This is a genomic window from Streptomyces sp. NPDC026515, assembly GCF_055567595.1.
This window is the reverse complement of sequence record NZ_JBVHQD010000001.1, coordinates 518,930-542,760: the sequence shown is the minus strand read 5'-3', so window position 1 is coordinate 542,760 and position 23,831 is coordinate 518,930. Positions and strand designations below refer to the sequence as shown.

General features: G+C 73.0%; 20 protein-coding genes. 9 read left to right on the top strand and 11 right to left on the bottom strand.

Features of this window, described 5'->3' with window-relative positions; all coding sequences use genetic code 11:
* The first annotated feature begins 84 nt into the window (after window positions 1-84).
* Together ACZ4O3_RS02290 and ACZ4O3_RS02285 are read left to right on the top strand one after the other, a co-directional pair.
* Window positions 85-525, top strand: coding sequence for an SRPBCC family protein (locus ACZ4O3_RS02290; RefSeq protein WP_467720852.1), 441 nt, complete (start codon window positions 85-87; stop codon window positions 523-525).
* A gap of 42 nt (window positions 526-567) precedes the next feature.
* Complete coding sequence (locus ACZ4O3_RS02285; RefSeq protein ID WP_467720851.1) at window positions 568-1,065, top strand: cyclic nucleotide-binding domain-containing protein; 498 nt, start codon at window positions 568-570, stop codon at window positions 1,063-1,065.
* 578 nt (window positions 1,066-1,643) lie between these two features.
* On the opposite strand, the gene ACZ4O3_RS02280 is transcribed toward ACZ4O3_RS02285, so the two are convergent.
* From ACZ4O3_RS02280 to ACZ4O3_RS02260, 5 genes are all read right to left on the bottom strand, one after another.
* Window positions 1,644-2,795 carry an XdhC family protein gene (locus tag ACZ4O3_RS02280; RefSeq protein WP_467720850.1) on the bottom strand — a complete coding sequence of 384 codons (1,152 nt, stop codon included), beginning with the start codon at window positions 2,793-2,795 and terminating at the stop codon, window positions 1,644-1,646.
* A gap of 73 nt (window positions 2,796-2,868) precedes the next feature.
* Window positions 2,869-4,326 carry an NCS2 family permease gene (locus tag ACZ4O3_RS02275; RefSeq protein WP_467720849.1) on the bottom strand — a complete coding sequence of 486 codons (1,458 nt, stop codon included), beginning with the start codon at window positions 4,324-4,326 and terminating at the stop codon, window positions 2,869-2,871.
* A gap of 149 nt (window positions 4,327-4,475) precedes the next feature.
* Window positions 4,476-6,875 (bottom strand): xanthine dehydrogenase family protein molybdopterin-binding subunit, encoded by a 2,400-nt coding sequence (locus tag ACZ4O3_RS02270; RefSeq protein ID WP_467720848.1) that lies wholly within the window; start codon window positions 6,873-6,875, stop codon window positions 4,476-4,478.
* A gap of 4 nt (window positions 6,876-6,879) precedes the next feature.
* Entirely contained in the window at window positions 6,880-7,440 is a 561-nt protein-coding gene (locus ACZ4O3_RS02265; RefSeq protein ID WP_362724756.1) for a (2Fe-2S)-binding protein, read from the bottom strand.
* Entirely contained in the window at window positions 7,440-8,330 is an 891-nt protein-coding gene (locus ACZ4O3_RS02260; RefSeq protein WP_362724759.1) for an FAD binding domain-containing protein, read from the bottom strand. The genes ACZ4O3_RS02265 and ACZ4O3_RS02260 overlap by 1 nt, the downstream gene beginning before the upstream one ends.
* Window positions 8,331-8,684: 354 nt before the next feature.
* On the opposite strand from ACZ4O3_RS02260, the gene ACZ4O3_RS02255 reads away from it, so the two are divergent.
* Window positions 8,685-10,382, top strand: coding sequence for a PucR family transcriptional regulator (locus ACZ4O3_RS02255; RefSeq protein ID WP_467721003.1), 1,698 nt, complete (start codon window positions 8,685-8,687; stop codon window positions 10,380-10,382).
* Window positions 10,383-10,735: 353 nt separating this feature from the next.
* Window positions 10,736-11,503 carry a hypothetical protein gene (locus ACZ4O3_RS02250; protein WP_467720847.1) on the top strand — a complete coding sequence of 256 codons (768 nt, stop codon included), beginning with the start codon at window positions 10,736-10,738 and terminating at the stop codon, window positions 11,501-11,503.
* A gap of 169 nt (window positions 11,504-11,672) precedes the next feature.
* Here the strand turns inward: ACZ4O3_RS02250 and ACZ4O3_RS02245 are convergent, their stop codons facing one another.
* A complete protein-coding gene (locus ACZ4O3_RS02245) occupies window positions 11,673-12,440 on the bottom strand; it encodes a GntR family transcriptional regulator (RefSeq protein WP_362731896.1) in 768 nt (255 codons plus the stop codon).
* A gap of 163 nt (window positions 12,441-12,603) precedes the next feature.
* On the opposite strand from ACZ4O3_RS02245, the gene ACZ4O3_RS02240 reads away from it, so the two are divergent.
* Both ACZ4O3_RS02240 and ACZ4O3_RS02235 read left to right on the top strand, forming a co-directional pair.
* Window positions 12,604-13,428 (top strand): (2Fe-2S)-binding protein, encoded by an 825-nt coding sequence (locus ACZ4O3_RS02240; protein WP_467720846.1) that lies wholly within the window; start codon window positions 12,604-12,606, stop codon window positions 13,426-13,428.
* 316 nt (window positions 13,429-13,744) lie between these two features.
* Window positions 13,745-14,776, top strand: coding sequence for a DUF2637 domain-containing protein (locus tag ACZ4O3_RS02235; protein WP_362729053.1), 1,032 nt, complete (start codon window positions 13,745-13,747; stop codon window positions 14,774-14,776).
* 80 nt (window positions 14,777-14,856) lie between these two features.
* Here ACZ4O3_RS02235 and ACZ4O3_RS02230 read toward each other — a convergent pair whose 3' ends face one another.
* The 3 genes from ACZ4O3_RS02230 to ACZ4O3_RS02220 form a co-directional block, all read right to left on the bottom strand.
* Window positions 14,857-15,306, bottom strand: coding sequence for an ATP-binding protein (locus ACZ4O3_RS02230; protein ID WP_362729055.1), 450 nt, complete (start codon window positions 15,304-15,306; stop codon window positions 14,857-14,859).
* Between the two features lie 307 nt (window positions 15,307-15,613).
* Window positions 15,614-16,078 carry a hypothetical protein gene (locus ACZ4O3_RS02225; protein ID WP_362729057.1) on the bottom strand — a complete coding sequence of 155 codons (465 nt, stop codon included), beginning with the start codon at window positions 16,076-16,078 and terminating at the stop codon, window positions 15,614-15,616.
* 134 nt (window positions 16,079-16,212) lie between these two features.
* Entirely contained in the window at window positions 16,213-16,833 is a 621-nt protein-coding gene (locus ACZ4O3_RS02220; RefSeq protein WP_467720845.1) for a hypothetical protein, read from the bottom strand.
* A gap of 178 nt (window positions 16,834-17,011) precedes the next feature.
* On the opposite strand from ACZ4O3_RS02220, the gene ACZ4O3_RS02215 reads away from it, so the two are divergent.
* Window positions 17,012-18,346, top strand: a complete 1,335-nt coding sequence (locus ACZ4O3_RS02215) for a helix-turn-helix domain-containing protein (RefSeq protein WP_467720844.1) — start codon at window positions 17,012-17,014, stop codon at window positions 18,344-18,346.
* Between the two features lie 15 nt (window positions 18,347-18,361).
* On the opposite strand, the gene ACZ4O3_RS02210 is transcribed toward ACZ4O3_RS02215, so the two are convergent.
* On the bottom strand, window positions 18,362-20,104 hold the full coding sequence (locus tag ACZ4O3_RS02210; RefSeq protein ID WP_362728718.1) for a pyruvate dehydrogenase: 1,743 nt from the start codon (window positions 20,102-20,104) through the stop codon (window positions 18,362-18,364).
* Between the two features lie 61 nt (window positions 20,105-20,165).
* A complete protein-coding gene (locus tag ACZ4O3_RS02205; RefSeq protein ID WP_467720843.1) occupies window positions 20,166-21,854 on the bottom strand; it encodes a protein phosphatase 2C domain-containing protein in 1,689 nt (562 codons plus the stop codon).
* Window positions 21,855-22,342: 488 nt separating this feature from the next.
* Between ACZ4O3_RS02205 and ACZ4O3_RS02200 the strand changes: the two genes are divergently transcribed.
* The gene (locus ACZ4O3_RS02200) at window positions 22,343-23,323 is read left to right on the top strand and encodes a helix-turn-helix domain-containing protein (protein ID WP_384993484.1); all 981 of its coding nucleotides are present in this window, start codon (window positions 22,343-22,345) and stop codon (window positions 23,321-23,323) included.
* A 21-nt stretch (window positions 23,324-23,344) separates the two neighbouring features.
* Entirely contained in the window at window positions 23,345-23,830 is a 486-nt protein-coding gene (locus ACZ4O3_RS02195) for a DUF456 domain-containing protein (RefSeq protein ID WP_362731681.1), read from the top strand.
* The last annotated feature ends 1 nt before the right edge of the window (window position 23,831 follow it).

The following is a 23,831-nucleotide window of genomic DNA, read 5'->3' as shown; positions in this document are numbered from 1 at the left end:
CGGCCCGTCTTGGACGTTTCTGACGGTCCTGTGAACGGACGATGCGCGGCCTGCGGAGCCTGGCCGATTCCCTACGATCGTTCCGTGGTCACCTTCCTTCTCCAACGCACGGCTCCGCTGTCGATCGACGAGGCGTGGCGCCGGCTCACGGAGTGGTCCGCGCACGCCGATGCGGTCCCGCTGACGCGCGTCACCGTGCTCACCGATCCGCCGACCCGTCAGGGCACGGTCCTCGTGGCCCGTTCCGGGCTCGGACCGCTGTTCTTCGAGGACCCGATGGAGGTGACCGTCTGGGAGCCCCCCGACGACGGCGGCTCCGGCCGGTGCCGCCTGGTCAAACGCGGCCGGGTGGTGCTCGGCTGGGCCGAACTGGAGGTGCATCCGGGGCCCGGCGGCCGCACCCGGGTGGTCTGGCACGAGGAACTGCGGGTGCGGGGTCTGCCGTCGGCCCTCGACCCGCTGGTGCTCAGGACCTCCCGGGCGGTGTTCGGCCGGGCGGTCAACGCGCTGCTCCGCAGGCCGTGACCGCCGCGCGGGCCGGCCCACTTGGCAGACCACGGCCGCACGATGGACAGTGGCTCTCCGGTGCCGAACCGTCACCGTGGGGCGATGTGGCCGGGGAGGCTCGGAGGTGGCGGTCTTCTCGCCCGGGGAGGCCGAGCTGCTGCGGGAGCCGGGCACCCGCGCGGGTGGGGCCGCGGCGAGGTGCTGATGCGGGAGGGCGAGGAGACCCGCTTCGTCGTCCTGCTGACGGCCGGCCTGGTGAAGGCGACGGTCGACTCGGCCAACGGCTGCACCAGCCTGCTCGCCCTGCGCGGCCCCGGTGAACTCCTCGGCGAACTCGCCTGCGTCGACGGCGGTCCGCGGGGCGCGACGGCCACCGCGATGCGCCGCTCGGAGGGCGTGGTGGTCGCCGCGGACGCCTTCCTGCGGCTCCTGGAGCGGGATGCGGGGGTCTGCCTGTCCGTCCTGCGCGGTGTCGTGGGCCGGTCGCGGGACTCCGACGGGCTGCGCGCCGACAGGGCGCCCGCACCACCCGGGCCCGGGTGGCCGGGCTGCTGGTGAAGCCAGGGCGTGTTGCGAAAGTCCCGTCGTTCGCCCGAAGGGCGGGCCGTGCGGCGTCAGGTGCGTGCTCCCGTCGTGCCGGGCGGAAGTCCTCGTACGGGATGTACTCGGGCCTTCGCCCGGTGCGGCGAGAGTGCGTGCACGGCGTCGCACCGCAGACGGGACTTCCGCAACACGCCCTGGCCGTGCAGTACGGCTCGGCCGCGCCGGAGGTCCTGCCGGATGCCGTCTCCGTCCGGGTCAACCAGCGTGAACTGGCCGCCACCACCGGGGCGTCCGGGGAGTCGGTGGTGCGCTGCCTGCGGCGATGCAGCAGGAGGGCCTGGTGGCCACCGGGCGGGGCCGCACCGTCGTACTCGATCTGGCGGGGTTACGCCGCTGGGCCGGGGAGTGAGCGGTCCCGCGGCCGTGCACCGCGACCGCATCGGAGCGGAACTCCCCCTGCCGAATGCGTCATTTGACGCTGTACGACACTCGCGAACGCGCTTCCATCGTCCCCTGGCGCCCGGACCGGTACGACGATCGGGGGAACGGACCGGGCGCTCCGCTCCCTGCGGGGTGGCCGGATCCGGGGGGAGTCAGGCCACCGACCCGATCCGCCGCGCCGGCGCCGATGCCGGGTCGTGGTGGATCGGGGTGTGGGCGCCGGTCAGGGAGAGACCGCTGCCGCCGCGGCGGTCGGCGACGACCTCGGCCGCGATCGACAGGGCGGTCTCCTCGGGTGTACGGGCGCCGAGGTCCAGGCCGATCGGAGACCTGAGGCGGGCCAGCTCAGACTCGGTGACACCGACCTCGCGCAGCCGCCGGTTGCGCTCCAGGTGGGTGCGGCGGGAACCCATCGCGCCGACGTACGCGACCGGCAGCCGCAGGGCGAGCCGGAGCAGCGGGATGTCGAACTTGGCGTCGTGGGTGAGGACGCACAGGACGGTGCGGCCGTCCACGCGCGTGCGCTCCAGGTAGGTGTGCGGCCACTCGACGACGATCTCGTCGGCCTCCGGGAAGCGGGCCTCGGTGGCGAAGACCGGCCGCGCGTCGCACACGGTCACGTGGTAGCCGAGGAACTTGGCGACGCGGACCAGCGCCGACGCGAAGTCGATCGCCCCGAAGACGATCATCCGTGGCGGTGGGACGGACGACTCCACCAGCACCGTGACCGGTGCTCCGCAGCGGGAGCCCTGCTCCCCGATCTCCAGCGTGCCGGTGCGGCCCGCGTCCAGGAAGGCCCGGGCCTCGGCGGCCACCGTGCGGTCCAGCTCGGGGTGGGCGCCGAAGCCGCCCCGGTGGGCGCCGTCGGCGTCCACCAGCAGGGTGCGCCCGAGGAGTTCGGCAGGCCCGGTGACGATCCGCGCGACGGCCGCCGCCTGCCCCCGCGCGGCGGCGGCCAGCGCGGCCTCGGCCACCGGCCGGGCGGGGTCGCCCGCCCGGACCGGGGTGACGAGGACGTCGATGACACCGCCGCAGGTCAGGCCGACGGCGAAGGCGTCCTCGTCGCTGTAGCCGAAGCGTTCGAGGACGGTGCCGCCGTCCTCCAGCGCCTGCCGGCACAGCTCGTACACGGCGCCCTCCACGCACCCGCCGGAGACCGAGCCCACCACCGTGCCGTCGGCGTCCACCGCGAGGGCGGCGCCGGGCCGGCGCGGGGCGCTGCCGCCCACCGCCACCACCGTGGCCACGGCGAAGTCACGGCCGTCCGCGACCCACCGGCTCAGCTCCTCGGCGATGTCCAGCATCTCTCGGTCTCCTTCCGACAGGGTCAGGTACGGCGCGCCCCCTAAGGGCGCGGGGAACCGCGCAGCGGAGCGTCTAGTGGACGCCGAGCCGGCTCTCGATGGGATGGAGGGCGAAATAGACCAGGAAGATCACTGTCAGGCCCCACATGAATGCCCCGATCTCCCGGGCCCTGCCCTGAACTGCCTTGATGGCGGTGCAGGAGATGACTCCGGCGGCCACACCCGCGGTGATGGTGTAGGTGAAGGGCATCAGGACGACCGTGAGGAACACCGGGATGGCGGTGGCCCGGTCGGCCCAGTCCACGTGCCGGGCGTTCATCAGCATCATCGCGCCGATGACCACCAGGGCGGCCGAGGCGACCTCCTGCGGGACGATCGCGGTGAGCGGGGTGAAGAACAGGCAGGCCGCGAAGAACAGGCCGGTGACCACCGAGGCGAGCCCGGTGCGGGCGCCCTCGCCGACGCCGGTCGCCGACTCGATGAACACGGTCTGCCCGGAGCCGCCGGCCACGCCGCCGACAGCGCCGCCCGCTCCGTCGATGAACAGTGCCTTGGACAGGCCCGGCATCCGGCCCCTGTCGTCGGCGAGCTTCGCCTCGGTGCCGACGCCGATGATGGTGGCCATCGCGTCGAAGAACCCGGCGAGCACCAGGGTGAAGACGATCATCGCGACCGTCATCGCGCCGACCTCGCCCCAGCCGCCGAACTCCACGTGCCCGAAGAGCGAGAAGTCCGGCATGGAGACGGCGGAGCCGTGCAGTTCGGGGGCGCCGTTGGCCCACTGTTCCTGGTCGATGACACCGAGGCCGTTGAGTACGGCGGCCACGAGGGTGCCGCTGACGATGCCGATCAGGATGGCTCCGGGGACGTTCCGCGCCTGCAGCATGAAGATCAGCAGCAGGGTGCCGGCGAAGAGCAGCACGGGCCAGCCCGTGAGTTCGCCCGCCGGGCCGAGACTGAGCGGGGTGGCCTTGCCCTGGTGCACGAAGCCGGACTTGCAGAGACCGATGAGCGCGATGAACAGGCCGATGCCCATGGTGATGCCGTGTTTGAGCGCCAGCGGGATCGCGTTCATGATCATCTCGCGTAGGCCGGTGACCACCAGGAGCATGATGACCACGCCGTACAGCACGCACATGCCCATCGCCTGCGGCCAGGTCATCTGCGGGGCGACCTGCGAGGAGAGCACGCCGGAGACGGACAGGCCGGCGGCGAGCGCGAGCGGCACCTTGCCGACGAAGCCCATCAGCAGCGTGGTGAAGGCCGCCGCGAACGCGGTCGCGGTGATCAGCGCCTGCTGGCCGAGGGTGTCCCCGGCCACGTCCTTGCCGGACAGGATCAGGGGGTTGAGCAGGAGGATGTACGCCATCGCCATGAAGGTGGTGACGCCGCCGCGGACCTCTCGCGCGACGGTGGATCCTCTGCGGGATATGTGGAAGTACCGGTCGAGCCAGGACCGTCCGGCGGGGACGCGGGTTCCCGCGCCCGCGTCGTCGGCGACGGTCTCCGGCTCCAGTGACTGCTGGGTCATATGGGCCTGCTCCCAAGGTTCAAAGGGGCACCCGCGCATGCCTGCGGCGACGAGCGGGATTTGGGGAGGTGCCCGACCCGGGGGACGGCCCGAGGCGAACATTCGAAGGGGTCCTGGGGGACGGAAGTCCCCCAGGACGGCTTACCGGTTCAGACCCCGGAGGGGCCGGTGCCGGTGAGGTGTTCCGGTCGGACCGGCGTGCGGTTCAGCTCCAGGCCCGTCGCGTTCCGGATCGCCGCGAGGACGGCCGGGGTCGACGACAGGGTCGGGGCTTCGCCGATGCCACGGAGCCCGTAGGGGGCGTGGTCGTCGGCGAGTTCGAGGACGTCGACCGGGATGGTCGGCGTGTCGAGGATGGTCGGGATCAGGTAGTCGGTGAAGGACGGGTTCCTGACCTTCGCGGTCTTCGGGTCGACGATGATCTCCTCCATCACCGCGACACCCAGGCCCTGGGTCGTACCGCCCTGGATCTGGCCGACGACGGAGAGCGGGTTGAGCGCCTTGCCGACGTCCTGGGCGCAGGCCAGCTCGACCACCTTGACCAGGCCCAGCTCGGTGTCGACCTCGACGACCGCGCGGTGCGCGGCGAAGCTGTACTGGACATGGCCGTTGCCCTGGCCGGTGCGCAGGTCGAAGGGCACGGTCGGCCGGTGCCGCCACTCCGCCTCGATCTCGACCGCCTCGTCGCCGAGCACGTCCGCGAGGCCCGCGAGCACCTCGCCGCCGTCGGTGACCACCTGGCCGCCCTCCAGGAGCAGCTCTGCGGTCGCCCAGGCGGGGTGGTACGTGCCGAACTTGCGGCGTCCCAGCTCCAGCACCTTCTCGCGGACGAGCTCGCAGGAGTTCTTGACGGCGCCGCCGGTGACGTACGTCTGGCGCGAGGCCGAGGTCGAACCGGCGCTGCCCACCTGGGTGTCGGCGGGGTGGATGGTGACCTGGGCGACGCCGAGTTCGGTGCGGGCGATCTGCGCGTGGACGGTGACCCCGCCCTGGCCGACCTCCGCCATCGCGGTGTGCACGGTGGCGACCGGCTCCCCGCCGACGACCTCCATCCGCACCTTGGCCGTGGAGTAGTCGTCGAAGCCCTCGGAGAAGCCGACGTTCTTGATGCCGACGGCGTAGCCGATCCCACGGACGACGCCTTCGCCGTGCGTGGTGTTGGACAGGCCGCCGGGCAGCTGCCGTACGTCCGCCTCCTCGCCGGCCGAGAGCCACTGCTGCGCGGGCGGCAGGGGCATCGCCTTGACCCGGCGCAGGAGTTCGGCGACCGGGGCCGGTGAGTCGACCGGCTGGCCGGTGGGCAGGAGGGTGCCCTGCTCCATGGCGTTCAGCTTCCTGAACTCCACCGGGTCCATGCCGAGTTGCGCCGCCACCTTGTCCATCTGCGCCTCGTAGGCGAAGCACGCCTGGACCGCGCCGAAGCCGCGCATCGCGCCGCAGGGCGGGTTGTTGGTGTAGAGGGCGATGGCCTCGACCTCCACGTCGTCGACGGCGTAGGGGCCGATGCCGAGCGAGGAGGCGTTGCCGACGACGGCCGGGGAGGCGGAGGCGTAGGCGCCGCCGTCGAGCACGATCCGGCACTTGACGTGCGTCAGCTTGCCCTCACGGGTGGCCCCGTGCTCGTAGTAGAGGCGGGCCGGGTGCCGGTGGACGTGCCCGAAGAAGGACTCGAAACGGTTGTAGACGATCTTGACCGGCTTGCCGGTGCGCAGCGCCAGCAGACAGGCGTGGATCTGCATCGACAGGTCCTCGCGGCCGCCGAAGGCGCCGCCGACGCCGGACAGTGTCATCCGTACCTTGTCCTCGGGCAGGCCTAGGACCGGGGCGATCTGGCGCAGGTCGGAGTGGAGCCACTGGGTGGCGATGTAGAGGTGGACGCCGCCGTCCTCCTCGGGCACCGCGAGGCCGGACTCGGGGCCGAGGAAGGCCTGGTCCTGCATGCCGAAGTAGTACTCGCCCTTGACGATGACGTCGGCCCTCGTGGCGGCCTCGTCGGCGTCGCCGCGGACGATCGGCTGCCGGTGCACGATGTTCGGGTGCGGGACGTGGCCGATGTGGTGGTCGTCGCGGTTCTCATGGAGGTGCGGGGCGTCCGGGGCGGTCGCGGAGGCCTCGTCGGTGATGACGGGCAGCTCGCGGTACTCGACCTTGATCTTGGCGGCCGCGCGGCGGGCGGTCTCCGGGTGGTCGGCGGCCACGATCGCGACCGGCTCGCCGTGGTGGCGTACCTTGCCGTGCGCGAGGACCGGGGTGTCCTGGATCTCCAGGCCGTAGTTCCTCACCTCGGTGGGCAGGTCGTCGTAGGTCATGACGGCGTAGACGCCGGGCTGGGCGAGGGCCTCGCCGGTGTCGATCGACACGATCTCGGCGTGGGCGACCGTGGAGCGCAGGATCTGGCCCCAGAGCATGTCCTCGTGCCACATGTCGGACGAGTACGCGAACTCGCCGGTGACCTTGAGGGTGCCGTCCGGGCGCAGCGTGGACTCGCCGACGCCGCCCCTGGTCCGGGAACCCTGGGTGATCTTGGTGGGAGTGCCGATGGTGGGCATGTGCTCAGACCGCCTCTCCCTGCCGGGCGGCCGCGAGGCGCACCGCGTCCATGATCTTCTCGTAGCCGGTGCAGCGGCACAGGTTGCCCGACAGCGCCTCCCGGATGTCCGCGTCGGTCGGGGTCGGGTTGTGCTCCAGCATCTCGTCGGCGGCGACCAGCAGGCCGGGCGTGCAGAAGCCGCACTGCACGGCGCCGGCGTCGATGAACGCCTGCTGGATGGGCGAGAGTTCGGTGCCCTCGCCGGTCCGGAAGTCGGCGGCGGGCCTGGCCTGCCAGCGCTTCGCCTCGTCGAGCGTCGTACCGCCGGCGCGGTCCTTGGCGTAGTCCGCCAGGCCCTCCACGGTGACCACCTCGCGGCCCTCTGCCTGGCCGGCCGCGACCAGGCAGGAACAGACCGGGACGCCGTCGAGACGGACCGTGCAGGAGCCGCACTCGCCCTGTTCGCAGGCGTTCTTGGAGCCGGGCAGGCCGAGGCGCTCGCGCAGGACGTACAGCAGGGACTCGCCCTCCCAGACGTCGTCGGCTTCCTGGGGACGTCCGTTGACAGTGAAGTTGACGCGCATTACGCGGCTCCCTCCGTGAGGCGGCGGGTGCCGCGGTACGACTCCCAGGTCCAGGTGAGCGTGCGGCGGGCCATCACACCGACCGCGTGCCGGCGGTAGCCCGCGGTGCCCCGGACGTCGTCGATCGGGTTGCAGGCGGCGGCGCACAGGTCCGCGAACTGCTTGGCCACCGACGGCGTGATGATCTTTCCGTTGTCCCAGAAGCCGCCCTCGTCGAGCGCCGCGTTCAGGAAGTCCTCGGCGGTCCTCGCGCGCACCGGCGTCGGGGCGGCCGAACCGATGCCCGTACGGACCGTGCGCGTCTCGGGGTGCAGGGCCAGTCCGAAGGCGCACACCGCGATCACCATCGCGTTGCGCGTACCGACCTTCGAGTACTGCTGCGGGCCGTCCGCCTTCTTCACGTGCACCGCGCGGATCAGCTCGTCCGGCGCCAGGGCGTTGCGCTTCACGCCGGTGTAGAAATCGTCGACGGGGATGAGCCGGGTGCCCCGCACCGACTCGGCCTCGACCTCGGCACCCGCCGCGAGCAGCGCGGGGTGGGCGTCACCGGCCGGGGAGGCGGTGCCCAGGTTGCCGCCGACGCCACCGCGGTTGCGGATCTGCGGGGAGGCGACGGTGTGCGAGGCGAGGGCCAGCCCCGGCAGCTCGGCCCGCAGGTTCTCCATGATCCGGGTGTACGGCACGGAGGCACCGAGCCGTACGCTCTCCTCGCCGGCCTCCCATTCGTGGAGTTCGCCGATGCGGTTGAGATCGAGGAGGTACTCGGGCCGGCGGTGGTCGAAGTTGATCTCGACCATCACATCGGTGCCACCCGCGATCGGCACTGCGGTGGGGTGCTCGGCCTTCGCGGCGAGCGCCTCCTCCCAGCTGGCGGGGCGAAGGAAGTCCATGACCGGCTCTCTTCTTCCGTCTCGTTACATCTCGTGAGTCGTGCGGATTGAGCCAATCCGTGTGCGGCGGGCCCGGCTCGTTCATGTCCTGTTAACGCGGAACGACGCCAGTACACCGCCCCGTACTCCACTGGGGTCAGTCACCGAAACCATGAAGGAGTTGGCTGGCCAGCAAAGGCATCTTGTAGATTCGTATGAACGGAGGTCCTCAGTAACCTCCTGGCTTTCCAGTGGAAACGATGGAAACGCCCAGGTACCTCGTGATCGCGGTCCGTGACCTCGCACACCGGACGCCACCTCCACGACACTGCAAGATTCATCGTAGATTTCGAGACACAGAACGGCGGCGACGAGATGCGGCTGCGCGCACTGCTGGACACCGATGCGCTGGGCCTGCGGCTGCTCGGCGGCGAGGACGAACTGGACCGCACCGTGCGCGGGGTGATGACCACGGACCTGCGCGACCCCAGCCGCTACCTCTCCGGCGGTGAACTGGTGCTGACGGGCCTGGCCTGGCGCCGGGACGCCGCGGACTCCGAGCCGTTCGTACGGCTCCTGGCGCAGGCCGGGGTGGCCGCGCTGGCGGTCGGTGAGGCCGAGCTGGGGGACATCCCGGACGACCTGGTGACGGCCTGCGTCCAGCACCGCCTGCCGCTCTTCGCGGTGCACGAGTCGGTGGCGTTCGCGACGATCACCGAGCACGTCGTACGGCAGGTCAGCGGTGAGCGGGCCGGGGACCTGGCGGCCGTCGTCGACCGGCACCGCCGGATGATGACCTCGGGCCCGGCCGGCGGCGGCCCGGACGTGGTCCTGGACCTGCTCGGCTCGGACCTCGACCTGCGGGCCTGGGTGCTCTCCCCGACCGGCCGCCTGATCGCGGGCTCCAAGGTGTCCGGGCCCGCGCTGCCGGCCGACACCTGCGCCCGGCTGGCCGCCGAGCACCTGGCCGCGACCCGCACCGGCCGCCGGGGCCCGCACCGGCTGCTGCTCGACGGCAGCACGTACTCGCTCTTCCCGATCCGGTCCTGGGGGCACCGCCCGGCGGCGGGGGGAGGCCGCTCCCCGCAGGGCGCCCGGGACGTGCGCGAGACCGTGCTCGCGGACTGGCTGCTGGCCGTCGAGGCGGACGCCGGCGACTGGCAGGACCAACGCCTCGACCTGCTCCAGGGCGTCACCCAGCTGATCGCCGTCGAGCGCGACCGCCGCGACGCGGCCCGTACGGTACGGCGCCGGCTCGCCCAGGAGGTGCTGGAGCTGGTCCAGACCGGGGCGGCCCCGGCCGAGATCGCCGCGCGGCTGCGGGTGGCCGCGCCCGTCCTGCTGCCGGGCCTCGGCGCGGCCCCGCACTGGCAGGTGGTCGTGGCCCGCGTGGAATGGGACGGCGGGGAGGTGGAGGGCGGCCCGGTCGCCCAGTCACTGCTGGAGGAGATCCTGGTCGACCCGCAGGCGACCGGCCCCGAGCAGTCCGACCGGATAGCGGTGGCCCACACCGGCGACGAGGCGATCGCCCTGGTCCCGCTCCCCGCGGTCTCCGCCGAGCACGACGGCTCGGAGGCCGGTGTGCACGCCGACGCGCTGCTGGAGTCGGTGCGGGGCCCGCTCTCCGCGGGCCTGGACGACGACGGCCGGGTCACCCTCGGCGTCAGCGCGGCCGTGCACTCGGCGGAGGGGCTGCGCGGGGCCCTGGAGGAGGCCCGGCACGCCCGCCGGGTGGCCGCCGCCCGCCCCGGCCGGGTCTGCGCGGCCGGGCACCAGGAGCTGGCCTCGCACGTCCTGCTGCTCCCCTTCGTCCCCGACGACGTCCGCCGCGCCTTCACCGCCCGCCTGCTGGACCCCCTGCGGGACTACGACCGCCGGCACCGTGCCGAGCTGATCCCGACCCTCGAGGCGTTCCTCGACTGCGACGGCTCCTGGACCCGCTGCGCCACCCGGCTCCACCTGCACGTCAACACGCTGCGCTATCGCGTGGGCAGGATCGAGCAGTTGACGGGCCGGGACCTGTCCCGGCTGGAGGACAAGCTCGATTTCTTCCTGGCATTGCGGATGAGCTGACGTCACGCGGGCGGGTGACCGGCTCGCGCCAAGTGCGGCCGCCGTCCCACGACTTTGTGAAATTATTCACCCACCCTCTTGGCCCCGCGTGGCGATCAGTGCTGGAATGCGGCCACCACTTCACAGCTCGACGGCGCGCTGGGCCTGCCCTTCGGATCAGGTCGGTGTCGAGGCACCCCGCCTCGCGACACCGATGAGCGGGGTGTGGTGCGTGCAGCTGCAAGGCGGAGGAGGGAGCCGGCGCGGAGCGTCGGTGACCGATGACAACGCCGCAGATGCGCGTGCCGCACCCCGCGACCCCGGGCTGAGCCGAAGGGCAGGACCCTGGGGAGGGCAACGTGGCGTACTCCGCCATGTCTGGGAACGGAACGAACGCCGGTGACGATCCCCTCCAGACCGCGGTATGGCGGCTGCGCTCGCGGGCCTGCTGGGCTGACGCGGCGGCACTTCTGCCGACGGACACGCCGACCTCCACGCTGCAACGGGCGGGGCTGATGGTCGAACGGTGCCTCTACACCGAGGGCGGCTGGAGCGAGGCGGAGGACGCGCTGCGGACAGCGGAGGCGGCGGCCCGCACCGACGAGGAACGCGGCGCCGCCGCGTGCGAACGCGGCCAACTCGCCTACGCGGCCACGCTGCACGGGGTGCGGGACCGGGCCGACGAGGCGCGGGCCGCGCTCGGCAGGGCGGCGGCACTGATCCCTCCGGGGGCGCCCGGACGGGCCCTCCTGGACTTCCGCCGGGGCCTGCTGGCGGAGAACCTGACCCGCTCCCCACAGGCGGCGCGGGCGGCCTACCGCCGTGCCCACGCGGCCGCGACGGCCCACACCGACCCGCTGCTGCTGTCCTTCACCTGGCGTCATCTGGCCGGACTTGCCCTGCGGGACGGCGAGTTGGCGGAGGCCCGGCACGGCTTCGCGGAGTCGCTGCGGATCAGGGAGGAGCTGGGTTACCTGGTGGGCACCGCACCGGCACTCGCGTCCCTGGCCGAGACGGAGTCCGAGCCGGAGGCGTCACGGCTGCGGGAGGAGGCGGGCCGTCTGTTCCGCCTCCTGGGCGGCGTCCCGACCTGGCTGGCGGCCCAGTTGACCCCACCGGCCCCGGGCGCGGCGACCGCGTGATCTGCGGCCCGGTGCGGGATTGTCACGCAGTTCCCCGCGCCCCTTCGGGGGCGCAGACGACCGCGTCTTCCAGGGGCGCGGGGAACTACGTGATCGGCCACGACGTACCCGCACCCGGGTGCCGGCCGACGCCCCCACGCCGGGCCGCCGCGCGAACCGGCCGCCCCCCTCAACCCGCGGTGGTGAAATGCCCTGTCACCAACCGCCGCACCACGTCCAGCTCGCCCGCGATCAGCGCGTCCAGCAGCGCCGTGTGCTCACCCGCGTCCGCCATCAGGTCGGCCCGGCCCCCGTGCAGCGGAACCGCCCGCCGGTGCAGGTCCTCCGCGATCTGCACCAGCTGCTCGTTGCCCGCGAGGGCCAGCACCGCCCGGTGGAACGCCCGGTCGGCCTCCGCGTAGGTCGCCTTGCATCCCAGCGCCGCCGCCCGCGCCGACTCCTCGGCCAGCGGCCGCAACGCGTCCCACCGCTCGGCCGGCACGCTGCGCGCCAGCCGCATCATCACCGGCACCTCGATCAGCGCCCGCACCTCGGCCAGTTCGGCGAGCTCCCGGGCCCCCCGGCGCACGACCCGGAAGCCGCGGTTGGGCACGACCTCGACCGCGCCCTCCAGGGCCAGCTGCTGCATCGCCTCGCGCACGGGCGTCGCGGAGACCCCGAACCGCTCTCCCAGCGCCGGCGCCGAGTACACCTCACCGGGCGTCAGCTCTCCGCTCGCCAGTGCGGTACGCAGCGCGTCCAGGATCTGCCCGCGTACCGACGCCCGCTGCACGACGGGCCTGGGCCGCTGGATCGGCGGCTCGCCGTGCGTGTGCTCGCCGCGCGCGGCCGGCGTGCCGGCGGGATGCCCGCCCGCCTGCCAGGCCGGCTCCTCGGACCGCGTCTGCGCCGGCACCCTGGCCGTCGCGGCCGGAGCCGGGTGCGCGCGATGGTCCACGGGTCCTCCTCCGACTCGTCGGGACTTGGGTCATTAACGGTGGGTTGTTACTCGTCCGTCAAGCACCTTAGGCGCCCCGGGCGATAGTTCAAATTTCCGAACGAGTGGATAAGGTAAGCCTTACTTATCCTGCTGTCGGCCCGTACCCGATCGGTGGTAGCCCATGCCCTCCCCCGTCTCCGCCGCCTACGCCCGCCTGGCCGAGGTCTGTCCCGGCCTGGTGGTCACGGTGCTCGGCCAGGGCGAGCCCGCACCCCGGGGCGGCGACTGGGTCGGCGCCGCCGAGCTCGCGGCGGGCGGGGCCGGCCTGGACACCTTCCTGGCCTGGGACGAGGACCAGATCCTGCGGGACTACGGGCAGCCTGGACGGCCGGACGTGGTGGCCGGGTTCGGCCTGCAGCGCTACGGCTGGGCCGCCTGCCTCCTGATCACCCTCCCGTGGTTCCTGGACCGCCGGGTCCCGCGGCTGCCCGTGACGCACGTCTCGTACGACCGCGTGGCCGGCCGCATGGCGGTGCGTGTCGCCTCCTTCGCCTGCCTGCCGGACGACCCGGCGGCTGCGCTGCCCGGCGCGGTCGTCGTCGCCGACGAGGAGGCGCTGCGGGCCGAGGTGCGGGCAGCCGTCGCCGAACACCTGGAACCGGTCCTCGGCGCCTTCGGGCCGCGGATGCGGCGGCGCGGGCGGGCGCTGTGGGGCATGGCCACCGACGAGATCGTCGAGGGGCTCTGGTACATCGGCGAACTGCTCGGCGACGAGGAGCGGGCCGTACGCGAACTCGGCCGGCTGCTGCCGGGCGCCACCGAGCCGTACGTCGGCTCGGCCGCCTTCCGGCTGCTGACCGGCCCGGCGGGCGAGCCGCTGCCGACCCGGGACCGGGCGAGCTGCTGCATGTACTACACCCTGCGCCCCGCGGACACCTGCGTCACCTGTCCGCGGACCTGTGACGACGAGCGGATCGCCAAAATCACCGCGGCCGCGGCGGCCTGAGGCACCTTCAGGACCGTCCCGGCACGAAGCACCCCTTGGGATCCACTAAGATCGCCGAGGGCGGGACCACCATTGCGCCGACAGGGAATTCACAACTTCCTCACTTGCCGCAGGAACTTTCCGAGGAACCACCCGTATGGGTACTCTTACTCGAACTCAACTCCCGCCCCTCATACGGCAGTTCGAGCAGAATGCCGCCCTGGGCCAAGCCCTTGCACTTCCTTGGCGGTCTCTTGCCCCGAAACCCCCTGAGGGCCGGCGGGACTGGGCCACTATGGCGGGCGATACGCCCTATCCCAATGCAAGGGACCCCTAGATGAGACTGACCGACATATCGCTGAACTGGCTGCTTCCCGGCGCCGTACTGCTCCTGGGCATGCTGGTCGCGGTGGCGGTGCTCGCGCGCTCCAAGCGGTCCGGCGGGGAGCACGCGAAGGACGACTCGTGGGAGCGTAGCGAGGAGCGCCGCAGGCGCAAGGAGGCCATTTACGGCACCGTCTCCTACGCGCTCCTGTTCTGCTCCGCGGCGGTCGCCGCGGCGCTCTCGTTCCGCGGTCTGGTCGGCTTCGGCCAGCAGAACCTCGGACTCTCCGACGGCTGGGAGTACCTCGTGCCGTTCGGTCTGGACGGCGCGGCGATGTTCTCCTCCGTTCTCGCGGTGCGCGAGGCGAGCCACGGTGACGCGGCCCTCGGCTCCCGGATACTCGTGTGGACGTTCGCGGGCGCCGCGGCCTGGTTCAACTGGGTGCACGCGCCCAGGGGCGTGGACCACGCGGGCGCTCCCCAGTTCTTCGCCGGCATGTCGCTGTCCGCGGCCGTCCTCTTCGACCGCGCGCTGAAGCAGACCCGCAAGGCCGCCCTGCGCGAGCAGGGCCTGGTGCCGCGTCCGCTGCCGCAGATCCGTATCGTGCGGTGGCTGCGGGCACCCCGTGAGACCTACAGGGCCTGGTCGCTGATGCTCCTGGAGGGCGTGCGCAGCCTGGACGAGGCGGTCGACGAGGTGCGCGAGGACAAGCGCCAGAAGGAGACGAACCGGATGCGCCGCCGCGAGCAGGACCGCCTGGAGCGAGCCCAGCTCAAGGCCATCAGCCGGGGCCACCGGGGCTTCGTCGGACGGGGCCGGCAGGACGAGGTGCACCAGGTCGAGCGCGCCTCCCAGCCCACTGCGGAGCCTGCCATACCGGCGCCGGAGCAGCTCCCCGTACGCCAGCGGCCCTCCCTCCAGCCCGTCCGCAAAGGGTCTGACCCGATCACGGTCGACCTGACCGCGGAGGACGACACAATGGCGCTGCCGCGCCTGGACTCCCTGGAGCGCAAGCTCAAGGACCTCGAGCAGCAGTTCGGCTGATCGTCTGCTGCCGGACGGCACCTCGGGACGGGGGCGTGACCTTGGAGGTCGCGCCCCCGTCCCGTTGTACGCAGGCGCCTTCAGGCGGCGTCCGCATCCAGTTCGAACCACACCGACTTGCCCACCTCGTGCGGCTGGACGCCCCAGGCGTCCGCGAGGGAGTCGACCAGCACCATGCCCCGGCCGTGAGTGCCCTCGCCGGTGTCCGGGGCGCACACGCGGGGCCTGCGCCCCACGAAGTCCCGCACCTCCACACGCAGTTGGCTCGGCCCCACGACGGCCGTCAGTACGGCCTCACGGTCGGTGTGGACGAGAGCGTTGGTGACGAGTTCGCTGGTGAGCAGTTCCGCGATCTCCGAGCGGCCCGGTTTCCCCCAGTGTCGTAGCAGTTTCCGCAGCTCCCGTCGGGCCTCGGGCACCGCCCGCAGGTCCGACCGCCCCAGTCGGCGCCTGAGCTGTGACGGGTGTCCCCGTTCCGTCGTGTCGGTGTCTTCCCCCGCCGCCTGCGCCGAGGAGGCCCCGATGGCCACGGGACCGCCCCCTCGTGCCTGACTGTTCATGACCCCCGCCCGCGCGCTGTTGCCGGATCCCCTCCTGATCGAACACGTTCACGGGGATCCATGCCCGCTCGGGCACGGGCCAGTCATGTCACGCCGATGACGGCCGGGTGTTCGGCCATGTCCTGAACCGGCCCTGGTCCGTACGTCGTCTCCCGGACCGCCCCGTACGCGCCAACGGTGCCGCGGACCCGGCGCGAAACAGCCGCTCACACAACGGCCCGAGCTGTTTCACGTGGTTCGCGGCACCGCCGATTCTGGCCGAAACCTACCCTTCGGCCTACTTGCTCCCGAGACCCTTGGTGCCGATGTGAGTGATCTTGTGGGAGTCGCGGGTCATGTCGACGTACAGCTTCGTGGTCGTGTTCCGGCTCCAGGTGAGGGTGACGACGGCCTCGGTGCGGTTCTTCGCCGTGCCGTTGCCGGTGACCTTCCACTTGAGCGGGGTGTTCTGGGCTCGGAGCACCCCGTCGGCGTGCTCACGCTGCTCCCAGGCCTTCAGCGCCTTCAGGTACGTCGGGTCGAGGTAGTAGGCACGCAGCGCGGTGGGCAGGCCGCCGCTTCCGTCCGGGTCGCTCTCGGCGTCGACGTAGGCGCCGTAGAAGTCGGCGATCCGGGTGAGGTTGTCCGACGGGTCGCCGGCGACGCTGCGCGAGGCGCCGGCCGAGGCCTGGGCGGTGACGCCGAGCCCGAGGGCCGCGGCGAGCAGGCCGGCGGTCAGGACGGTGCGGGTCTTGGTGCTCATGTCTGATTCCCCGTTGTCTGTGATGAGGTGCTTGTGGTGAGTTGGCTGTGGTGAGTTGCTGTGCAGATGGCCGATGGCCGATGGCTGTCGGGGCCGTCCTCCCCTCCCCCGGGCGGGAGGACGGCCCCGCCCCGTCAGTGGAGCTTCTTCACGGCCGTGACGGTCGTCTTCTTGAACGCCTTCACCGGCGCGTCCTGGAAGCCGCCCAGCTGCCCCCAGTCCACGACCGTCACGGTCCTCCCCTCCCGGCCGAGCGACAGCAGCCGGATGTCACTGGCGCCCCAGGAGGTCTCGGTGTGCAGGGCGTAGACATGGGCGCCGTCCCCGACGCGCAGGTCTCCGTGGTCCTGGAAGTCGGCCCGGGTCTCCGGGTCGTCCGTCTCGATCCGGTCCGCGCAGGACACGATGTCCTCGCCGAGCTTCGCGACCCGGCCCTTCGCCGCGCGGACGTCGGGCAGTTCGACGCTGACCTGACGGGCGCTGGTGTCCAGGTCGGTCCGGAACTCCCGGTACCAGGTGTGCCGGCCACCGCCGAGGGCGACGCCGAGGCAGGTGTCCTGCCTGACCGCCTCCGGTACGCCCGCGGTGACCCGGCCGGCCGTCCAGGACGAGCCCGGACGCGGCGGCAGGTCGGACGCCGCGAGGAAGCCGGGCGGCTTTGGGGCGGCCGCCGCCGGGACGGCGAGCGAGCCGCCCACGGCGAGCGCGGCGCCGGCGAGTACGGTGAGCGCGCCTGCTCGGGTGCGCTTGGGCATGGATGGTCCCCCGTCGGATCGGTGCATGGGTGTGGGATGCCGCGGACGGCGCCGGCTGGTCGGGCCGGCCCTGGTCGGTGCGACACCAGAAGCATCGGCCGTCCGCCGCGGCAACCGCAACGGCAACCGCCCGTTCCGCCGCCCTGGAACCATCCCAGCCCATGTGACGTGCAGGTATATGAGTGCCTGGGATACGGACGACCGGGGGAAGGTGCCCGTGCGCGAGGACGTCGAGGAGTTCGCGGCGCTGCTGCGGCAGTTGAAGGACCGTACGGACCGGAGCTACGGCTCGCTGGCCCGCCGCCTGAACATGAACACCTCCACCCTGCATCGCTACTGCGCGGGCGAGGCGGTGCCGCTGGACTTCGCTCCGGTCGAACGTCTGGCCGCGTTCTGCGGGGCGAGCCCGCAGGAGCGGCTGGAACTCCACGAACGCTGGTTACGGGCGGTGGCGGCACGGCAGCGGCCACGGACCGCGGAGGACACCGGGACCGGCGAGCCGGAAGCCGTCGCCGGGAGCGGCACGGATCCGGCGCCCGAGCCCGGACCCGGACCCGCGCCCGCGCCCGCGCCCGCGCCCCGCCCCTGGTACCGCCGGCGCCGCACCCTGGTCGGTTCTGCCGTGGCCGTCGTCCTGCTGGTGACGCTGGGCAGTCTGATCGCCCCCTCGGACGACCGGCCGCCCGCCGGCACCTCGGCCCGGTCTGCGGGTTCCTCCCCCACCACCGCCGCCGGGGACGCCCGGCGCCCCGGCCCGACGGCCACCGGGCCATCACCGGAGGGCTCCGGCTCGCCGGTCCGCCGCTCGCCCTCCCCCTCGCCGGACGGCACCAGGACCCCCGCCCCCTCCGGGCCGGCCACGCCCGGCGCCTCCGCCCCGGCCACCGTCCCGCTCGCCTGGACCGCCGGCTCGCAGGTCTGGGAACTGGGCTGCGACCACGACTACGTCATCGACAAGCAGCCGGCCGAGGTCCCGCCGCCGCCGGTCCCGCAGGACGCAGGCACCTGGGCAGCCACCCAGAACGCGGTGCACGGCCACGACACGATCGTCCAGATCTCGGTGCAGGGCCGCTCGTCCACGGCCGTCGTCCTGGAGGACCTACGGGTGCGGGTCGTCGGCCGTACCTCCCCGGCACCCGGCATCGCCTACTCCATGGCCGACGGCTGCGGCGGCGGTCTCACCCCGCGCTACTTCGACGTCGACCTGGACAAGGACCGCCCCCTCGCCCGCCCGGTGGCCGGCGAGGGCCCGGACGGCCGGACCGTCTCGACCATGCGGCTGCCCTACCGGGTCTCGTCCACCGACCCGGAGGTGCTCCGCGTCAACGCGCACACCGAGGGCTGCGACTGCCGCTGGTACCTCGAACTGGACTGGTCCTCACAGGGCCGCTCGGGCACGGTCCGGATCGACGACCACGGCCGGCCGTTCCGCACCAGTTCCATCAAGGGCCTGCCGCACTACTGGTACGGCTTCGTCGACGGCGTCCGCCAGTGGGTGCCGGTCGAGGGCTGAGCCGGACGGCACCCGCTACGGCCTCGGCATGTTGCGCAGGTTGGAGCGGGCCATCTGGACCATCCGGCCCACGCCGCCGTCCAGGACCATCTTGGACGCGGAGAGCGCGAAGCCGGTGACCATGTCGGCACTGATCTTCGGCGGGATGGACAGCGCGTTGGGATCGGTGACCACGTCGATCAGGGCCGGGCCCCTGTGCTTGAAGGCGTCCTTCAGCGCACCGGCGAGCTGGCGGGGCTTCTCGACCCGCACCCCGTAGGCACCGCAGGCCCGGGCGACGGCGGCGAAGTCGGGGTTGACGTTGGTCGTGCCGTACGAGGGCAGGCCCGCGACCAGCATCTCCAGTTCCACCATGCTGAGGGCCGAGTTGTTGAACAGTACGACCTTCACCGGCAGGTCGTACTGCACGAGGGTCAGGAAGTCGCCCATCAGCATGGCGAAGCCGCCGTCCCCGGACATCGACACGACCTGGCGGCGGCGGTCGGTGAACTGCGCGCCGATCGCCATCGGCAGCGCGTTGGCCATCGAGCCGTGCGAGAAGGAACCGATCACCCGGCGGCGGCCGTTGGGCGTGACGTACCGGGCGGCCCAGACGTTGCACATGCCGGTGTCCACCGTGAACACGGCGTCCTCGTCGGCGAGTTCGTCGAGCACGGAGGCCACGTACTCGGGGTGGATCGGGACGTGCTTCTCCACCTTGCGGGTGTACGCCTTCACCACCCCCTCCAGCGCGTCCGCGTGCTTCTTGAGCATCCGGTCGAGGAACCGCCGGTTCTCCTTGGTCCGCAACCGCGGCACCAGACAGCGCAGCGTCTCGCGCACATCGCCCCACACGGCGAGGTCGAGACGGGAGCGGCGGCCCAGTACCTCGGGGCGCACGTCGACCTGGACGATCTGCACGTCGTCGGGGAGGAAGGCGTTGTAGGGGAAGTCGGTGCCGAGCAGGATCAGCAGGTCGCACTCGTGGGTGGCCTCGTAGGCGGCGCCGTAGCCGAGCAGTCCGCTCATGCCGACGTCGTACGGGTTGTCGTACTGGATGTGCTCCTTGCCGCGCAGGGCGTGGCCCACCGGGGACTTGATCTTCCCGGCGAGCTCCATGACCTCCGCGTGCGCGCCCGCCGTGCCGCTGCCGCAGAACAGGGTCACCTTGTCCGCCGCGTCGATCATCGCGACCAGCTTGTCGAGTTCCTCGTCCCCGGGACGGACGGTGGGCCGGGAGGTGACGATCGCGCTCTCGAGGGGCTCGTCCGGAGCGGGCTCGTCGGCGATGTCGCCCGGCAGGCTCACCACGCTCACCCCGCTGCGGCCGACCGCGTGCTGGATGGCGGTCTGGAGCAGCCGGGGCATCTGCCTGGGGCTGGAGATCAGCTCGCTGTAGTGGCTGCACTCCTGGAAGAGCCGGTCGGGGTGGGTCTCCTGGAAGTAGCCCAGGCCGATCTCGCTGGAGGGGATCTGCGAGGCGAGGGCGAGCACCGGGGCCATCGAACGGTGGGCGTCGTACAGGCCGTTGATGAGGTGCAGGTTGCCCGGTCCGCAGGAGCCGGCGCAGGCCGCCAGTCTCCCGGTGACCTGGGCCTCCGCGCCGGCCGCGAAGGCGGCGGTCTCCTCGTGGCGAACGTGGATCCAGTCGATGGCGGAGTTGCGGCGGACGGCGTCGACCACCGGGTTGAGGCTGTCACCGACGACGCCGTAGAGGCGGCGGACTCCGGCTCGGACGAGGATGTCGACGAACTGCTCGGCGACGTTCTGCTTGGGCATGACGGACGGGTGCCCCTTCCCTGTGGGCGGATACCTCCCCATCCACGCACAGGGACCGGCGTCACGCCTCCCAGACGACCGCCGCCGTACGGTCGTCGGCGTAACCCTTCACCCGCACCTGGGTGTCCGCGAGGAACGCGGCGAGACCCGGCGGTGCGCCGCCGGACCAGCGCCGGGCCAGATAGGCGCAGAGGGCGGGCTCACCGCGCAGCGGATCGGCGAGGCCGCCGCTGCACATCACCAGCGCGTCACCCGGGCGGGCTACCGAGGCCCGGAAGAGGAAGGGCGCGCGGGGCGGTTCCGGAGCGGGTTCGTAGGGGCTCGGCGGGGTCGGTATGCCGAGGTCCATGGTGAGCCGGTCGCCCTCCGGGGTCTCGGCGGGCGGCGAACCGTAACCGACCACGGGCTCTCCGACGGTCTCGGTGCCGGCGCGCGGTTCGATGTCCTGCCACTCGCCGTCCCGGAGCCGGAACAGTCCGCCCTCCTCCCCGGCCCCGAAGTAGACCCGGGTACGGCACTGGGGGTGGGTGGGGACGAGCAGGCAGCGCAGGCTGGCCGCGTACTCGTCGGCGGCGACGCCCCGTTCGGCGGCGCCGGCCCGGAGCCGGCCGAGGCTGCGGTCGGTGAGCCGGTGCAGCCCGGACTTGAGGTCGCCGCGCCGGGCTGCCTGGATGTCCTCGGTGAGCCGCTGGTGGCTGCGGCCCACGGCCCGGGCGATCCACTGGCAGACCTCGGCGGCGGCCCGGTGGGCGCCGGGGGTGCCCCGGGCACCGGTGGCCAGCGCGACCAGGAGCAGCGCCCGGTCGCCGGACCCGAACCGGGCGGTGAGCAGGGCGTCGCGGCGCGGCTCGCCGCGGTACCGGGCGGAGTCACCGCGCTGGGAGACGGCCCGCAGGGTGCAGATGCCGTAGCGGGCGCCGTCCAGCACGGTGTCGGCGACCAGGTCGTCGAGTCCGTCGGGGTCGGCGGCGGGCAGCGCGGTCGGTTCGGCGTCGTAGGTGGGCGGGCCGGAGCCGACGTACTCCACGGAGGAGGCCGGGGCGGAGTACGGCGGGGGCGCGGCCAGGTCGGGGCGGGTGGCGGGGTGCGCGCCGGCCCAGGCGTCGTCCTCCGCCTCCGCGGACTCCGGGTCCTCCTCGTCCCAGGGCCAGGGCTTCCGGGCGGAGGCGGCGTCCTCGCCCGGTGCCTCGGCGGCAGCGCGTTGCGCGGGCACGGCGGGCGGCGCGAGCGCGGCGGCCGGCGGCTGGCCCGACGACGGCTCCCGGCCGGCCGGCGGGGCCGCGGAGCCGAGCGGGCGCGGCACCACGGGCGGCGGAGGCGGCCCGCCGGCCGCCGCGGAGGCCGGTGCCTTCGGGGGACCCGGCGGGCCGGCCGGGACCGGCGGGACCCCGGCGGCCGACGGCCCCGCTGCGGCCAAGGACCCGGGCGGGCTCGGCTGCACCGGCACGGTCCAAGGACCGGGTGCGGCCGATGAGTCCGACGCGTCCGGCACACCGGACCGCCTCGGCACCGCCGGCGGGACCGGGGGCGGATCCGGCGGGACCGGGGCGGCCGGTGGCGCCGGATCGGTGCCCGGTTCCTCCGGGGCTGCCCGCCGTCCCCGCCCCGCCACCGTGTTCTTCGCCGAGGCGAACCGGTCGTCCAGGGAATCGGGCGCGGCCGTGGGGCCGGTGTCCTCGGTGGAGTCGTCGTACAACTGCCCCCACCAGTCGTCCTCATGACGGGCGGGCCTACCCCCTGGCTGGCTCATGCCCCTAATTGTCACCGCGGGAGCCGGATGAAAACGGGGCATCAGGAAAATCCCGTACACGAGTCGGTATCGAACGCCGTGGCGAGTGACGTACTGAACACTCGTGCGGGGAAATGGGCTCGACGACACGTATGGGGGGAACGGTACGCGTGACACCTGTGAGTCGCCGGGTGGTCCCACCCCCCACGGGAGAACCACCCGGCGACAGCTGAGTGACCCGGCCCCGGATCCCCTGCGCGTGCGCGCGTCACGGGCCCGGGTCACCGTTTCGCACGGCCGGACACGGTGACGTCCCGGCCGGAGGCCAGATGGTGACGGGTGTTCCTTGCGACCACCCGTGAATCGCGGATCCGGATACCCGGTGAAGGTGCCGTGGTGACGTGATCTTGGCAGAGTGACCGCCGGTACGGCGATGATGTGCTGCGGCGGGTTTGCGCCGTGGCCGGTTCCCGCCATGGGGCTCGATTTCAAGGGAGGAACGCGGGTCGATGCTGGCAGCGCTCGGTCTGGACGAGAAGGACGAGTCGGCGTACCGGACGCTGGTCTCCGTGGGCGCCGCCGATGTGCCCGATCTGGCGCGGCGGCTGACGCTGGCCGAGCCGGACACCGAGCATGCGCTGCGCCGGCTGGAGCGGCACGGCCTCGCGGCCCAGTCCTCGGGCCGGCCGGGCCGCTGGGTGGCCGCGCCGCCCGGGGTGGCGCTGGGCGCGCTGCTCACCCGGCAGCGGCACGAGCTGGAGAAGGCCGAGCTGGCGGCGGCGCTGCTCGCCGAGGAGTACCGGGCCGCGGCGGCCGAGCCGGCGGTGCACGACCTGGTGGAGGTGGTGACCGGCGCCCCGGCCGTCGCCCAGCGGTTCCTCCAGCTCCAGCTGGGCGCCGCCGACGAGGTGTGCGCACTGGTCACCGGCAACCCGACGGTGGTCTCCGGAGTGGAGAACGAGGCCGAGGAGCAGGCGGCCGGCCGGGGGGTGCGCTACCGGGTGGTGGTGGAGCGTGCGGTGCTCGATCTGCCGTACGGGATCACGGAGTTGACGGCGGCACTGGGCCGGGACGAGCAGGTGCGGGTGGTGGACCGGGTCCCGACCAGGCTGGTCGTGGCGGACCGCGCCCTCGCGATGGTCCCGCTCACCTCCCGGACCTCGGAACCCGCCGCGGTGGTGGTGCACGCCAGCGGCCTGCTGGAGCTGCTGTCCGAACTGTTCGAGTCCGTGTGGCGGACGGCTCTGCCGCTGCGCCTGGGCGCGTCCGGAGTGACCGAGGACGGGCCGGACGCCCCCGACCCCACCGATCTGGAGGTGCTGTCGCTGCTGCTGGCCGGGCTGACCGACGCGAGCGTGGCCAAACAGCTCGACCTGGGCCTCAGGACCGTGCAGCGCCGGGTGAAACGGCTGATGGAGCTGGCCGGGGTGACGACCCGGCTGCAACTGGGCTGGCACTCCTACGAGCGGGGCTGGGTGGCCCGGGACTGACCCGCGCGGCACCCTGGGCAGATGGGAGCAGGGGAACTCCTGCTGGTCGGCCTGGTGCTGGTGCTCGGCCTGTGCGGAGTACTGGTGCCGGGCGTGCCGGGTTCGTGGCTGGTGTGGGCCGCCATGCTGTGGTGGGCGCTGTACGACCCGCGCCCGGTGGCCTGGGCGGTCCTGGTCGGCGCCTCGGTCGTGCTGCTGCTCGCCCAGGTGGTCCGCTGGACCCTGCCGCCGCGCCGGCTGCGGGCGGGCGGTGCCACCGCCGGCATGGGCGTGTACGCCGGGACGGGCGCCGTCCTCGGCTTCGTCCTGCTCCCCGTGATCGGCGCGATCCCCGGTTTCATGGCCGGGATCTACCTGCACGAACGCCTCCGTCTCGGCCGCCGCGCCGAGGCGCTGGCCGCACTGCGCACGACGATGGAAGCGGGCGGCTCCAGCGTGCTGGCCGAACTGTTCGCCTGCCTGCTGGTCGCGGCGGGCTGGCTGGTGGCGGTGGTCCGGGGCGGCTGAG